The sequence below is a fragment of the Streptomyces sp. WAC00040 genome (genome assembly GCF_056835925.1).
Genome location: NZ_JAKQZE010000002.1, coordinates 722,373 through 736,481, shown reverse-complemented (window position 1 = coordinate 736,481; position 14,109 = coordinate 722,373). Strand labels below are relative to the sequence as shown.

Genomic DNA, 14,109 nt, shown 5'->3' with positions numbered 1-14,109 from the left:
CTCAGAACCGAGCTTGTCAGATGACAGGAGGTCGGCCCAGCCTGGTAAGACGCCACACCGTACGCCACTTCATCGGGCGGCGCGGTCCGCAGGGGGTGCGCCATCCCTCCCGGAAGCCGCCGAACCACGCCTTGAGGGCCGGCAGTGTCGGGCGCCGCAGAAGGGTGAGCAGCAGCCACACCCCCACGTAGACGGGCACCAGAGGCAGGGGCAGGTTCCGCCGAGCCACCCATACCCGGTTGCGGGCCACCATCCGGTGGTAGACCGCGTGCCGGGAGGGGGGCATGGTCGGGTGGAGGAGCACCATGTCCGCGCGGTACTCGATGGACCAGCCGGCGTCCAGTGCGCGCCAGGCGAGATCCGTCTCCTCGTGGGCGTAGAAGAACTCGTCGGGAAGCCCGCCGACCTGGGCCAGCACCTTCGTGCGCACGGCGTTGGCACCGCCGAGAAAGGTGGTGACCCGAGAGGAGCGCATGGGGTCGGAGGCACGCAGCCTCGGGACGTGCCGGCGCTGGGTGAGCCCGGTCTCGGGATCCGCGATGCGGAAGCTGACGATGCCCAGGCCCGGGTCCGCGTCGAAGGCCTCCCGGACCAGCTGGGCGGTGCCCGCTTCGGGGAGCAGTCCGTCGTCGTCCAGGAAGAGCAGCACGTCGACGTCCGAGCCGCCGGGGCCGAAGGCCTCGATGCCGACGTTGCGGCCGCCGGGGATGCCGAGGTTCTCCGGCAGGTCGATCGTGCGCACACCCTCGGGCACGTCCACCACGGGAGCGCCGTTGCCGACCACGACCACCTCGATGGGGTCGCCGTCCTGCTTGGCGACCGAGTCGAGAAGGGCGCGCAGCTCGTCGGGCCGGGTCCCCATCGTGATGACGACGGCGCCGAGCTTCAGCGGGGCCGTCACTTCAGCCTGCTCGAAGCGAGGACGGACACGAGGTGGAGCAGCGTCTGGAGCAGCGCGATGCCGGCCAGCACGGCGACGCCGAGACGGGAGAAGAACAGGTCGTCCCGGACCTCGTCGAGGACGGCCAGAACCAGGATGAGCAGGGACGCCTCGATGCCGAGGACCAGCCGGTGGAACTTCAGCGCGGCGGCGGCGCGGCGGGCGAGTGCCACTCCGGAGGAGCGCGGCTCGGCCGCCGCCTCCTTGACCGGCGGCAGCCCGCCCTGGTGGCGGGCGACACCGACCAGATCGGTCTCGGCCTTGATCAGGATCGCGCCGAGCGCGGCGAGGGTGCCGAGGAAGGCCCACAGCCAGTCGGTCCGGCCGCTGCCCCACAGATCCGCGGCGCGCAGACCGAAACCGACCAGGACCGCCGCGTCGCACAGGTAGGCGCCGACCCGGTCCAGGTACACACCGGACAGCGAGAACTGCTGCTTCCAGCGGGCCACCTCGCCGTCGACGCAGTCGAGCAGCAGATAGAGCTGGACCGCGACGACACCTAGTACGGCCCCCCATATGCCGGGCACGAGCAGGGCGGGAGCTGCCAGTACACCGGCGAGGGTCATCACGTAGGTCAGCTGGTTGGGCGTGACCTTGGTGGTGACCAGGAGGCGGGTGATCCGCAGGGAGATCTCGCGCATGTAGAGGCGGCCGCCCCAGTGCTCACCGCTGCGCCGGTCCTTCACACCCGCGGGGTGAACGACCGGGCGGAGTTCAGCTACTGATGGTCTTGGCATAGTCGGCGTACGCGTCCCTGATTTGGTCATGGTCGAGGTCGAGGTGCTCGAGGATGGTGAAACGGCCCGGGCGGGTCTGCGGCGCGTACTCCACGGCGCGCACGAACTCGTCCGCGGAGAAGCCGATCTCCTGCGGGAGTACGGGCAGACCGTGCCGCCGCAGCACCTCGGCGAACAGGCCGGCCTGCTCGCCCGCACCGCGCAGGTGCATCGCGAAGGCCGCTGCCAGTCCGCACTGCTCGCCGTGGCTGGCCGCCCGCTTGGGATAGAGCAGGTCGAAGGCGTGGCTGATCTCGTGGCAGGCGCCGGAGGCGGGCCGGGAGTCGCCGCTGATCGACATGGCGATCCCGGTCAGCACCAGGGCCTCGGCGAGAACGGTGAGGAATTCGTCGTCGCCGACGCCGCCGGGGTGGCGCAGCACGGACTCGCCTGCGGTGCGGCCCATGGCGGCGGCCAGGCCGTCGACCTTCTCGCCGGTGACCTGCTGGGAGAGTTCCCAGTCGGCGATCGCCGAGATGTTGGAGATCGCGTCGCCGATGCCGGAGCGGACGAAGCGGACGGGGGCCTCGCGGATCACGTCGAGGTCGATGACCATGGCGATGGGCGTCGGGACGCCGTAGGAGCCGCGGCCGTTGTCGTTGTCGAGCGTGGAGACCGGCGAGCACAGGCCGTCGTGCGAGAGGTTCGTCGCCACGGCGACGAGCGGGAGGCCGACCCGTGCCGCGGCGTACTTCGCCACGTCGATGATCTTGCCGCCGCCGAGGCCGACGACGGCGTCGTACCGCTTGCCCTTGATGTCGTCGGCCAGCTTGACGGCTGCGTCGATGGTGCCGCCGGCGACCTCGTACCAGTCGGCGCCGGGCAGCGTCGGCGCCATCTGCGCCCGGAGTACCTGTCCCGAGCCGCCGCTGATCGCGATCGCCAGCCGGCCGGACGCGGAGATCCGCTGGTCGGCGAGGATGCCGGCCAGGTCGTCCAGTGCGCCCGCCCGGACGTCGACGACGACCGGTGAGGGGATGAGCCGGGTCAGTACTGGCACGCGATGTCACGGCCCTTCGCGAGGTCGTCGTGGTTGTCGATCTCGACCCACTTGACGTCGCCGATGGGCGCCACGTCGATCGTGAAACCGCGGTTGACGAGCTCCTGATAGCCGTCCTCGTAGTAGAGGTCGGGGTCGCGCTCGAACGTCGTCTTCAGCGCGTCCGCGAGGTCCGCGGCGGCCTCCGGCTCGATGAGCGTGACGCCGATGTACTCCCCGGTGGCGGTCGCCGGGTCCATCAGCTTGGTGATCCGCTGGACACCCTTGCCCTCAGCGGTGATGACCTTCATCTCCTCGTCGGCAAGGTTCTTCACCGTGTCGAGGGCGAGGATGATCTTCTGGCCGTTGCCGCGGGCGGCGAGCAGGGTCTTCTCGACGGAGACGGGGTGCACGGTGTCGCCGTTGGCGAGGATCACGCCCTCGGCGAGAACGTCACGGGCGCACCACAGGGAGTAGGCGTTGTTCCACTCCTCCGCCTTGTCGTTGTCGATGAGGGTGAGCTTCAGGCCGTACTTCGCCTCGAGCGCCGCCTTGCGCTCGTACACGGCCTCCTTGCGGTAGCCGACGACGATCGCCACCTCCGTGAGCCCGATCTCCGCGAAGTTGCCCAGCGTCAGGTCGAGGACCGTGGTCTCCCCGTCCACCGGCACGAGGGCCTTCGGAAGCGTGTCGGTGTAGGGGCGAAGACGCCTTCCGGCACCGGCTGCCAGAACGAGGCCAATCATGCGGGTTCTCCTTCGTCATGTACTGCGGGTGCCTGCGAGGACACCCAGAAGCGAACGCTCTCGACCAGCACCACGGCCGCCACGGCCACAGCGAGGACCGTCAGCGCGATGGTGATGTCCGCGGGCAGCAGGAAAGCGAGCACAGCGACTGCCAGGACCCGCCCCTCGTGCCCGCCGACGGCCCGGACGAGCCAGTGCGGCGGCGCGCCGGTGCCACCGCGGATGCGGTACACCGTGTCGTAGTGATGGTACGCGACGGCCGCTACCAGCCCGTAAGCGGCTGGCAGCGCCCCGTTCACCTCCGCGTGCGCGGCAAGGAGCAGGATCGTGCCGTACTCGGCGGCCCGGAAGACAGGGGGGACGAGCCAGTCGAGGGCGCCCTTGAGGGGTCGGGCGACGGCGAGCCCCGACGTGGCCGTGTACGCGAGGGCGGCGACCAGCGTCCAGGGGCTGCCGAAGCCGGTGAAGGCGGCTGTCGCCAGCAGCCCGGCCGCGCCCACGGCGGCCGCCGCGAGCGGCGCCGCGCCCGGCAGCCTCTTTGCGACGCGGGCGGTCGCACGGGCCACTGTCTCCGCCGCCGGCCCCGAGTCCGCGAGGTCGGCGAGCGCCTGGGCCGCACGGTCCGTGCGGTGCGCCTTGCGGGTCAGCGAACGCAGCACCCGGCCCGCGGTGGTGTAGCAGGCTGCGAGGGAACAGCCGACGAGCAGGGCGTAGAAGACGATGCGCGGGGTCGCCACGGCGGTGAGCACGGCGATCATCGCCCAGCGTTCGCCGATCGGCAGAACTATCATCCGGCGCAGCCAGACCGTCCAGCCGACACTGTCCAGCTTGCTGGACAGGGCGGCCGTGGGGCTCGTGTTGGCCGTGGCGTCGTGGTTCGCCTCGTTGAAGGAGAAGTCGACGACGTGCCGGCACGTCTGGAGCACCATCGCGCCGAGGGCGAGCACCCAGACGTCGTCGCCGCCGCGGGCGGCACCGAGGGCGAGTCCCGCGTAGTAGGCGTACTCCTTGGCCCGGTCGAAGGTCGCGTCGAGCCACGCGCCGAGCGTCGAGTACTGCAGGGAGTAGCGGGCGAGCTGCCCGTCGGTGCAGTCCAGGACGAAGGAGAAGAGCAGCAGCAGGCCGGCGGCGATGTAGCCGGGACGGGTGCCTGTGGCCGCGCAGCCGGCCGCGACGAGTGCGGTGAGCAGTGACGCGGTGGTGACGTGGTTCGGCGTCAGTCCCCTGCGGGCGCACCAGCGTGCGATGTAGCGGGAGTAGGGGCTGATGCAGAAGGTGGTGAAGAAGCCGTCGCGCGCCTTGACGGCGGAACGCAGGCGCACCGCCTCGTCGTCGACCGCTTCGACGGCGGCGCGCGCCCGGTGGCGTTCCTCCGCGTCAGAGGGCACGGCGGCGACCAGCGAACCGAGCTCGGGGTGATGGACGGACATGCCGCGGGCCTCGAGCTCGGCGGTCACACCGTCTACGACGCCGTCGCCGGCGACGGCTCCCGCGCCGGCCGGCACGGTGGCGGAGACGGCGCGCACGGCGCCGGTCAGCGCGGCGCGTCCGGCCGGCTGGGCGGTGAGTGCGCCGGTGACGGCGGCGGTGGGGAAGCGCGGGTCGGTCAGCGCCAGCCGCAGGGCGTGCACATGGCCCACGAAGCGCGGGTCGACCACGGCGACCCTCTCGGTACCGGGCACGGCCTCGATCAGGGCGGCGGTGTGCTCAGGGCCGTTGGCGACCCGCACGTCGAAGCCCAGCGACCGCAGATCGCCCTCGAGCGACGACCCGGGTACCGGCGGACCGGTGAGGATGGCGGTCGACAGACGAACTCACTCCTTGGCGCTGACGGTGCTGGTCCACGGCGGCTCGGCCCGCACACGGGCGGCGGCACGTCGGCAGAGGCTATCGGATGCACGGAAGCGGGAGTTCACCGGCCGTTTACGCCCTGGCGGCCCGCCGAGATCATCATTGTCGATCCACGCCCCGCCCTCCAAACCGAGGTCCTTGGGAGAGCCCGTGACGTGGCACATCGCACGTGGAGCGGGTTCCATCGCGCGTCTGTCGCACGCCGTGACGGCGGCCGGCGAACGGGCGGCCGTGTCCGACGGTCTGGCCCCGGACAGCCCGAGGCAGCACCCTACTGATCTGGCGAGGACGCTCTGACCTGCAAGCATTTCCGCAGGTCAGAGCACATGACAACGGTGTTCAGTGCCGTGTTGCCCGATACCCCCCACCCGTAGTTGACTGAGCCTCGGCCGAGCAACGCGCACCAAGAGCGAAAGGCATCGACATGGGGGCAGGGCACGACCACGGGCATACTCACGGCGGGCCGCCGCCCACGGGCACCGCGGGCGCCGCTCACCGAAGCCGGCTGCGGATCGCCCTCGCCATCACGCTCGGCGTTACTGTGCTTGAGGTCGTCGGCGGAGTGCTGTCCGGCTCGCTGGCACTGCTCGCGGACGCGGCGCACATGGCGACGGACGCGGTGGGCCTCGGGATGGCCCTGCTCGCGATCCACTTCGCCAACCGGCCGGCCGGGGTGAACCGCACGTTCGGGTTCGCCCGGGCCGAGATCCTCGCGGCGCTCGCCAACTGTCTGCTGCTGCTCGGCGTCGGCGGTTTCCTGCTCGTGGAGGCGGTGCAGCGGTTCATGGAGCCGGCACAGACCAGGGGCGGCCTGACCGTCGTCTTCGCCGTCGTCGGTCTGGCGGCGAACATGGTCTCGCTGACGCTGCTGATGCGGGGCCAGAAGGAGAGCATCAACGTCCGCGGCGCCTACCTCGAGGTGATGGCGGACGCGCTCGGCTCGGTGACGGTCCTGGTGTCCGCGGGGATCATCCTGGCGACCGGGTGGCAATACGCCGACCCGATCGCCTCCCTGGCCATCGGCGTCATGATCGTGCCGCGCACCTTGCGGCTTCTGCGGGAGACGCTGAACGTGCTGCTGGAGTCGGCCCCCAAGGGCGTCGACATGGAGGAGGTGCGTGCGCACATACTGGCCCTGCCCGGCGTGGCGGACGTGCACGACCTGCACGCCTGGACGATCACGTCCGGAATGCCGGTGCTCTCGGCGCACGTGGTCGTCAGCCAGGAAGCGCTGGACTCGGTGGGCCACGAGAAGATGCTGCACGACCTCCAGGGCTGCCTCGGCGAGCACTTCGACGTGGAGCACTGCACCTTCCAGCTGGAGCCGGTCGGGCACGCCGAGCACGAGGCGAGACTCTGCCACTGAGCGGGACCACCCGCCCCTGCTAGGGTTTCCGCGGACGCGGACGACCCACGACCCTCGAGAGGAGCTGAGGTTGATGACCGTCGCAGCAAAGTCCCCCTACGCCTGGCGGCGTGGTGGTACCCCCAGCCCTGCGCATGCCCGGTCCTTCCTCATCCTCCGGGCTTCCGTCCGACCCTGATCCGATCCTGTCCGGTATCCGCCGGTCCGATCGCGCACGTCGGCCGGAGCCCCGTGAACAAGGGTTTCCACGTTGTCCGACAACGCTTTGCACGACGCTTTCTTCGCCCTGCACCACGGCCTCCCGCGGCAGGGTCCCGGATCCGACGACACCTCTGCGCGGCTGCTCGCGGCGGTGGCCCCCCTGCCCGCCCGGCCGCGCGTGCTCGACCTCGGCTGCGGTCCCGGCCGCTCGGCCCTGCTGCTGGCAGAGCGGGCCGGCGCACTGGTGACGGCGGTCGATCTGCACCAGCCGTTCCTGGACGAGTTGCGGCACAGCGCCGTGGCGCGCGGCCTCGGTGACTCGATCGTCACCGTCAACGCCGACATGGGAGACCTCCCCTTCCCCGACGGATCGTTCGACCTCGTCTGGGCGGAGAGCTCCGCCTACAGCATCGGCTTCGACACCGCTCTCGAGAAGTGGCGGCGGCTGCTCTCCCCCTACGCCCTGCGGCGTGGGGGGACCCCCACCGGCGGCAGCCTGGTCATGACCGAGTGCGAGTGGACAACGGCCGAGCCGTCCCCGGAGGCCCGCGCCTTCTGGGACGCGCACTACCCGTTGCGCGGCACGGCCGACAACTGTTCGGCGGCCGTCGCGGCCGGCTACACCGTGCTCGGGCTGTACCGGCAGCCCGAGAGCGACTGGGACGAGTACTACGGCCCGCTGGGCGAGCGGGCCGACGCCGCGGACCCCGGCGCGCCCGGCATGCCGGAGGCGGTGGCCGCCACCCGCGCGGAGATCGCCATGCGCAGGGACCACGGCGCGGAGTTCGGCTACACCGGCTACGTGCTCCGCCCGGCCGACTCCCGCTGGCGCACCCGGCCGGAGACGGCGGCCGACATCCCGGCCGTGCGCGCGGTCAACGCCGCCGCGTTCCCCACCCCCGAGGAGGCCGCCCTCGTGGACTCGCTCCGCCTGGACGCCGAGGCGTGGCTACCGGGGCTGTCGTACGTGGCGGAGGCCGAGGACGGGTCGGTCGCCGCTTACGCGCTGCTCACCCGGTGCCGGATCGGCGGCACACCCGCGCTCGCCCTGGCGCCGGTGGCGACCGCGCCCCGCCACCAGCGGCAGGGGGCGGGGACGGCGGTCGTGCGGGCGGTGCTCGACGCGGCGCGGTCGCGCGGTGACGGACCGGTCGTCGTCCTGGGGCATCCCGGGTACTACCCGAGATTCGGCTTCGAGGTCGCGGCGAAGCACGGGATCAGGACATCTTTCGAGGTACCGGAGGAGGCCCTGATGGTTCTGACGCTCGACGGCCGCGAAGAGGTGCCGAAGGGCACGGTCCGCTATCCGGCGGCGTTCGGCGTCTGACCGGCTGCCGTCCCGCCCTGCTCCGGCCGGCGGGGCGGGACGGACATGCCAGGCGGCCACCGAAGTACGGACAAGCCGCTTTTGTACGGCAGACTGAGCGGGGCCCAGGGTCCTTCCTCCGGAAGGACCGCAGGGCCGAGGACCGATGCGAAGGACGGTTATGCCGATCACACCAGCCACCGCGGCGACCAGTTCGTCGAACGGCACATCACCAGCGATCCTGCTCGAGCTGGTCGACGAGGAGGGCAACACCATCGGCACGGCGGAGAAGCTCTCCGCCCACCGGGCGCCCGGTCAGCTGCACCGCGCGTTCTCGGTGTTCCTCTTCGACGAGCAGGGGCGGCTGCTGCTGCAGCGCCGCGCGATGGGCAAGTACCACTCCCCCGGTGTCTGGTCGAACACCTGCTGCGGCCACCCGTACCCGGGCGAGGCGCCGTTCGCCGCGGCCGCCCGGCGCACCTACGAGGAGCTGGGGGTCTCCCCCTCGCTGCTCGCAGAGGCGGGCACGGTCCGCTACAACCACCCGGACCCGGAGTCCGGGCTGGTCGAGCAGGAGTACAACCACCTCTTCGTCGGAATGGTGCAGGCGCCGCTGCTGCCGGATCGGGAGGAGATCAGCGAGACGGCGTTCGTGACGCCGGACGAGCTGACCGACCTGCACGGTCGGGCGACGTTCTCCGCCTGGTTCATGACGGTGCTGGACGCGGCCAGGCCCGCGGTCAGGGAGCTGACGGGGCCGGCCGGAGGCTGGTGAGAGGCGCCGCCTGCTCCACGGCGCGGCGCCTCATACGGGCGCCGTGCCGTCCTGGAACCGGTGCACCAGCGGCAGCTCCGCCCAGATGATCTTGCCGCCGCTCGCGGTGTGCTCGACGTCGCAGGTGCCGCCGGCCTCCCTGGTGATCTCGCGGACCAGCAGCAGTCCTCTGCCGCCCGTCTGGGCGGCATCGGTCTCCAGAGCCTTGGGACGGTAGGGATGGTTGTCCTCGACCGAGACCCGCACCCAGTGAGTTCCGATGGCAACCTCGACGGCGACCTCCGGCGAGAGCAGAGCGGCGTGCCGCACGGTGTTGGTGACCAGCTCCGACACGATCAACAGCAGGCCCTGCACCACGTCGTCGGCGACAGGGACGCCCTGGCGGGCGAGCAGGTCCCGTACGGCGTGCCGGGCCTGCGGGACGGACACGTCGAGTGCGGGAGCGGTGAACCGCCAGACGCCCTCGTACGACAGCGGCCGGGCCGGCACGCTCCCGCGGCTCTCCATAGTCCGGCACCCACCTTCGGCTCGTCCCACTGACCTTCGGGTAACAAGTGTTGGTAGTCAGTTGGTCCGTGCCGTACCGCTGAACGGAAGTGAACGCCTATCGACGCGTTTTGACCGGGTGCGTATGACAGGGTCAGTTGTGTGATTGGTCGGAACCCCCTTCTGCCCGCTTCCCCGGATCGATCGTTTCAGCACTCTTATCAGGGTTTTCCCGGCTCCCCCGCGCTCCCTCCTCCTGCTCCGTGACCATGCTGATGACGCGCCGGCCACCGACCCCCATCGCGATCAGGCCCAGACCGTCGAAGAGCAGCGCCAGCGAGAAGAAGGTGCCGAGCACGTACCAACTGCTGTCCGGCCAGTCGGCCAGCACCAGCACACCCAGCAGCAGGTCGAAGGCACCCTGCACCAGGGTCCAGCCGAACTGCGGGCCGCGGACCACCATGCTGCCCGCCAGCCGGAAGAGTCCACCGGTCAGGAACAGCAGCGCGGCGAACATGGTGAGGCCCGCCGCCGCGGTCTCCGGATGGCGGATGACGATCGCGCCGGCCGCGATGTTCAGCGCGGCGACCACGACGGCCAGCCAGAAGAAGTTGGTGCCGCGCGACTCGACCGCGTGGAGCAGGCCGACGATCCCGCAGATCAGCAGCAGCCAGCCGAACAGGAGCATCGAGGTGAGGGTCGCCACACCCGTGTAGACCAGACCGACCAGACCGCCCGCGGCCAGGATCGCGCCGAGCGCCGCCAGTCTCCCGAAACGTCGGCGCAGGCTCTTCTCCCGCCTGCGGTGGTCCTTCTCCTGGTGCGCGGTACGGGTCATCGGACGACTCCTCGGCGAACCCCCGTGGCAGCGGCACCCCTTCTTGATCATAGGTTCGTGCCCGCCGGATAGCATCCGGCGCATGGAGTCCCCGAGCACGCATCCGCCCCGGCTCAGGCACACCGTCGCGGACGGTGTCGCCACGGTCGTGATCAGCAATCCCGCCAAGCGCAACGCCATGACCGCGGACATGTGGCGGGCGCTTCCGGAGCTTCTCGGAGAACTGGCAACGGACCCGGCCGTACGGGCACTGGTGCTGACCGGCGAGGGCGGGACGTTCTGTGCTGGGGCGGACATCTCGTCGCTGCGGCTGCCCGGCGAGGACCCGCAGGCGCTGGCCGTGCATGCGGAGGAGGCCCTCGCGGCATTCCCCAAGCCGACGCTCGCCGTGGTGCGCGGCTACTGCGTGGGTGGCGGCTGTCAGCTCGCCGTCGCCTGCGACCTGCGCTTCGCCGAGCGCGACACGCTGTTCGGGGTCACACCGGCCAAGCTGGGCATCGTCTACCCGGCGGGTTCGACGCGTCGGCTCGCGGCACTGGTGGGTCCGGCCGCGGCCAAGTACCTCCTGTTCTCCGGCGAGTTGATCGACACCGGGCGGGCGCTGCGGACCGGGCTCGTCGACGAGGTGCTGCCGGGGGACGAACTGGGGCGGCGGGCGGCCGAGTTCACCAGAATCCTGGTGTCGAGGTCCCAGCTCACGCAGTGTGCGGCGAAGGAGTTCACCGCAGGCCGCGCGGACCGGGACGCGTACTGGGCCGAGCAGGCGCGCGGCAGCGGCGACACCGCGGAGGGGGTCGCCGCCTTCCTCGAGCGGCGTGCGCCGCGCTTCTCGTGGGCGCCGGGAGCCGGCTGACACCGGCCGCACCGGCCCGGCGCACCCGTGCCGGGCTACCGGAGGACGAAGCGGCTCTTGGTGCGGAACTCCTCCACCAGGTGTGCGGGTGCCTTCATGGGTGAGCCGGCGTCGTAGGGCGGTTGCGGGTCGTACTCGGTGAGCAGCTGCACGGCCCGGGCGTGCTCGTCACCGGACAGCCTGCCGACAAGGGTCAGGCCCATGTCGATGCCGGAGGAGACGCCGGCGGCCGTGACGTACTTGCCGTCCGTCACGACCCGGCGGCCGGTCGGCCTGGCGCCGAGCTGCTCCAGCTGTTCCAGGGCGAGCCAGTGGGAGGTCGCCTCACGGCCCTGCAGCAGTCCGGCCGCGGCGAGCAGCAGCGAGCCCGTGCACACCGACGTGGTCCAGGTACTCGTGGCGTCCACTGCGCGCAGCCAGTCCAGCAGGGTCTCGTTCCCCATCTGGGCGTCCTGGCCGGGGCCGCCCGGGACGAGGACGATGTCCGGAGCCGTCACCTCGTCGAAGGTCCTGGTGGCGACGAGCGAGAGCTGGTCACGGTCGTTCGCCACGGGACCCTTGCGTTCGGCGACGAAGACGACGTCGGCGTCCGGGAGGCGGCAGAGCATCTCGTAGGGGCCGACGGCGTCCAGTGACGTGAAACGGTCGAATAGCAGGACGGCGATCTGCGTGGGCACGGGGGTTCCCTTCGTAGGGTTCAGCGGGTGGGTCGTGCGGGTCCGCGGAAGCGGCGGCGGTACTCGGCCGGGGACACCCCGAGGGCCTTCACGAAGGCCCTCCGCATCGCCTCCGTGGTGCCGTATCCGCAGGCGCGGGAGATCTTCGTTACTCCGTCGGCGGTGTCCTCCAGGAGCCTTCTGGCGTGCTCGAGGCGCACGCGTTCCACGTAGCGGCCGGGTGTCGTGCCCGTCTCGGCCTGGAAGGCGCGGGCGAAATGCCGGGGCGACAGGCCCGCGCGGTCCGCGAGCGCCTCGACACAGAGGTCGGCCTCGGGGTGCTGGGTGACCCAGTGCTGCACGGACCGCAGCGGTTCGCGGTGCGCGGTCTGGGCCGCGAGCTGGGCGCTGAACTGCGACTGGTTGCCGGGACGCCGCAGGAAGACGACCAGATGGCGGGCCACGGTGAGGGCGACGTCCCGGCCGAGGTCCTCCTCCACCAGTGCCAGCGCCAGGTCGATCCCCGCCGTGACGCCCGCGGAGGTGGAGAGCCTGCCGTCCCGGACGAAGATCGGGTCGGGGTCGACCTCGACCTCCGGGTAGGCGCCGGCAAGGTGGTCGCAGACGGCCCAGTGGGTGGTGGCGCGGCGACCGTCGAGCAGCCCGGCCTCCGCAAGCAGCAGCGCGCCGGTGCACACGGACACCAGGCGTCCGGCGTGCGGCGCCCGGTCACGGAGCCAGTCGATCAGCCGCGGATCCGGGCGGCGGGTGCCCTCGCCGCCGGGGACGAGGAGGGTGTGGGGCGCGGGTTCACGGGCGAGGTCCCCGTCAGGGACCAGGGTGAGACCGCTGGAGGTCCGTACCGGCGAGCCGTCGAGCGAGGCGGTACGGATCCGGTACGCGGACGGGTCTCCGCAGGCCCGGCGGGCACCCTCGAAGACCTCGACCGGCCCCGTCACATCGAGGCTCTGCACATGGTCGAAGAGGACGACGAGCAGCGTCCGTCCTGTCGTCGGCCGCTTCGCAGGTTCTGTTGTGGACTCCGTCACGAGTCCCATCCTTCTCGCGGCACGACCATGGCTGCAATGACGAGAACCCCACGTTTCCTGCCATCGCCACCGAGGGACGGGTCCCGGACTTCCGCCCGTACCGACCAGTCGGTAACGTGCGGCCATGACTTCTCTGCCTCCGCGCGCGGGACGCCGCTGCCACAACGCCCTCAACCCGCTGCACTCGACGGTCTACTTCTCCCCCGACTTCACCGCCGAGCTCGCACAGCTGGGTGTCGAGGACCCCAGAGCCGCCTACTTCGCGGGGCGCGGCGCCGCTATGGGCGCGGTCGGACCGGGTGCCGTGGCCGCCGCGTTCTACAACTTCAACCACGAGCTGATCGCGGAGCACCTGCCCGCCGTTTGGGACACCGCCCCGCCGGAGGCGGTGCTCGCAGCGCGGCTGCGCGCCGTCGACACCACCCTGCGCCGGCTGCTCGGCGACGACGCCGTCGCCTCCCCCGAGATGGCAGAAGCTGCGGAACTCGCGCTGCGGGCGGCCGAGGCGTGCACCCGTCACGCCCGTCCCCTCTACGCGGCCCACGCCGACCTGCCCGTCCCACAAGAGCCGCACCTGGCGTACTGGCACGCGGCGACCCTCCTGCGGGAGCACCGCGGCGACGGGCATCTCGCGGCGCTGCTCGCGGCCGGTCTCGACCCGCTCGAGGCGCTGGTGAGCCACACCGCCACGGGCAAGGGCATGGCGCCGCGCTGGATCCTCGCCACCCGTGGCTGGGGACGGACCGACTGGGAGGCCGCGCAGTCCCGCCTGCGGGAGCGCGGACTTATCGACGCGGAGGGCGAGTTGACGGAGGCCGGCACCGCGCTGCGGGCCGAGCTGGAGGAGCACACCGACCGGCTCGACCGGGCACCGTACGAGCACCTGGGCGCGGAGGGCGTCGAGCGTCTCACGGAGCTCGGCCGCGGCTTCCTGACGAGCGCCGCGCTCGCCGGCGCGTTCCCCGAGGACCTCACGGGCAAGGGTTGAGACTCCGGGACGGGGGCGGGCCGAGACGTTTGCGGAGAGGCGATCCCGGCTACCCGACGTAGTCCAACGCCCCCGTCATTGGAGGTCAATTGTGCTCAGCGCCATAGCGGACGCACTTCGTACCGTCGGCTCGGCGATCGCCACCGTGGTGACGCTGCCGTTCCGGCTCCTGGCCCGGCTCTTCGGCGGAGCCTCGCGCGGTGGCAGGACACGGCGCGTCTGAGGCACGCGACACGGCCCCCGGCCACCCGGCACAATGCACTCTCAAGCACAGCGAGCACAGCGAGCACGAGAAGGCG

General features: G+C 71.5%; 15 protein-coding genes. 6 read left to right on the top strand and 9 right to left on the bottom strand.

All coding sequences use genetic code 11. From position 1 onward, the window contains the following. Positions 1-16 precede the first annotated feature (16 nt). From MDN94_RS22705 to MDN94_RS22685, 5 genes are read right to left on the bottom strand one after another with little or no spacing between them, the layout of a single operon-like run. Positions 17-862 carry a glycosyltransferase family 2 protein gene (locus tag MDN94_RS22705; RefSeq protein ID WP_482728211.1) on the bottom strand — a complete coding sequence of 282 codons (846 nt, stop codon included), beginning with the start codon at positions 860-862 and terminating at the stop codon, positions 17-19. Positions 863-897: 35 nt separating this feature from the next. After that, positions 898-1,677: a CDP-alcohol phosphatidyltransferase family protein gene (locus tag MDN94_RS22700; RefSeq protein WP_441261997.1), complete on the bottom strand. Its 780-nt coding sequence runs from the start codon at positions 1,675-1,677 to the stop codon at positions 898-900. After that, complete coding sequence (locus MDN94_RS22695; RefSeq protein ID WP_482727718.1) at positions 1,655-2,716, bottom strand: iron-containing alcohol dehydrogenase family protein; 1,062 nt, start codon at positions 2,714-2,716, stop codon at positions 1,655-1,657. The genes MDN94_RS22700 and MDN94_RS22695 overlap by 23 nt, the downstream gene beginning before the upstream one ends. Beyond that, positions 2,704-3,441 (bottom strand): phosphocholine cytidylyltransferase family protein, encoded by a 738-nt coding sequence (locus MDN94_RS22690; RefSeq protein ID WP_482727717.1) that lies wholly within the window; start codon positions 3,439-3,441, stop codon positions 2,704-2,706. The genes MDN94_RS22695 and MDN94_RS22690 overlap by 13 nt, the downstream gene beginning before the upstream one ends. Then, positions 3,438-5,249 (bottom strand): DUF5941 domain-containing protein, encoded by a 1,812-nt coding sequence (locus tag MDN94_RS22685; RefSeq protein ID WP_482728210.1) that lies wholly within the window; start codon positions 5,247-5,249, stop codon positions 3,438-3,440. Before MDN94_RS22685 ends, MDN94_RS22690 begins: the two co-directional genes overlap by 4 nt. A 467-nt stretch (positions 5,250-5,716) precedes the next feature. On the opposite strand from MDN94_RS22685, the gene MDN94_RS22680 reads away from it, so the two are divergent. From MDN94_RS22680 to idi, 3 genes are all read left to right on the top strand, one after another. Beyond that, positions 5,717-6,658, top strand: a complete 942-nt coding sequence (locus MDN94_RS22680; protein ID WP_482727716.1) for a cation diffusion facilitator family transporter — start codon at positions 5,717-5,719, stop codon at positions 6,656-6,658. Between the two features lie 250 nt (positions 6,659-6,908). Next, positions 6,909-8,186 (top strand): bifunctional class I SAM-dependent methyltransferase/N-acetyltransferase, encoded by a 1,278-nt coding sequence (locus MDN94_RS22675; protein WP_482727715.1) that lies wholly within the window; start codon positions 6,909-6,911, stop codon positions 8,184-8,186. Between the two features lie 160 nt (positions 8,187-8,346). Further along, positions 8,347-8,940 (top strand): isopentenyl-diphosphate Delta-isomerase, encoded by a 594-nt coding sequence (idi, locus tag MDN94_RS22670; protein WP_482727714.1) that lies wholly within the window; start codon positions 8,347-8,349, stop codon positions 8,938-8,940. Positions 8,941-8,970: 30 nt separating this feature from the next. Here the strand turns inward: idi and MDN94_RS22665 are convergent, their stop codons facing one another. Both MDN94_RS22665 and MDN94_RS22660 read right to left on the bottom strand, forming a co-directional pair. After that, entirely contained in the window at positions 8,971-9,447 is a 477-nt protein-coding gene (locus MDN94_RS22665) for an ATP-binding protein (protein ID WP_482727713.1), read from the bottom strand. Between the two features lie 133 nt (positions 9,448-9,580). Continuing rightward, complete coding sequence (locus MDN94_RS22660) at positions 9,581-10,264, bottom strand: HdeD family acid-resistance protein (RefSeq protein WP_482727712.1); 684 nt, start codon at positions 10,262-10,264, stop codon at positions 9,581-9,583. An 82-nt stretch (positions 10,265-10,346) separates the two neighbouring features. On the opposite strand from MDN94_RS22660, the gene MDN94_RS22655 reads away from it, so the two are divergent. Then, entirely contained in the window at positions 10,347-11,117 is a 771-nt protein-coding gene (locus MDN94_RS22655; RefSeq protein WP_482727711.1) for an enoyl-CoA hydratase/isomerase family protein, read from the top strand. 35 nt (positions 11,118-11,152) lie between these two features. Here the strand turns inward: MDN94_RS22655 and MDN94_RS22650 are convergent, their stop codons facing one another. Together MDN94_RS22650 and MDN94_RS22645 are read right to left on the bottom strand one after the other, a co-directional pair. Then, a complete protein-coding gene (locus tag MDN94_RS22650) occupies positions 11,153-11,794 on the bottom strand; it encodes a DJ-1/PfpI family protein (RefSeq protein ID WP_482727710.1) in 642 nt (213 codons plus the stop codon). Between the two features lie 20 nt (positions 11,795-11,814). Continuing rightward, complete coding sequence (locus MDN94_RS22645) at positions 11,815-12,831, bottom strand: GlxA family transcriptional regulator (RefSeq protein ID WP_482727709.1); 1,017 nt, start codon at positions 12,829-12,831, stop codon at positions 11,815-11,817. Between the two features lie 115 nt (positions 12,832-12,946). Between MDN94_RS22645 and MDN94_RS22640 the strand changes: the two genes are divergently transcribed. Together MDN94_RS22640 and MDN94_RS22635 are read left to right on the top strand one after the other, a co-directional pair. After that, positions 12,947-13,810 (top strand): SCO6745 family protein, encoded by an 864-nt coding sequence (locus MDN94_RS22640; protein WP_482727708.1) that lies wholly within the window; start codon positions 12,947-12,949, stop codon positions 13,808-13,810. A 91-nt stretch (positions 13,811-13,901) separates the two neighbouring features. Beyond that, complete coding sequence (locus MDN94_RS22635) at positions 13,902-14,033, top strand: LPFR motif small protein (RefSeq protein ID WP_268247290.1); 132 nt, start codon at positions 13,902-13,904, stop codon at positions 14,031-14,033. Positions 14,034-14,109 lie beyond the last annotated feature (76 nt).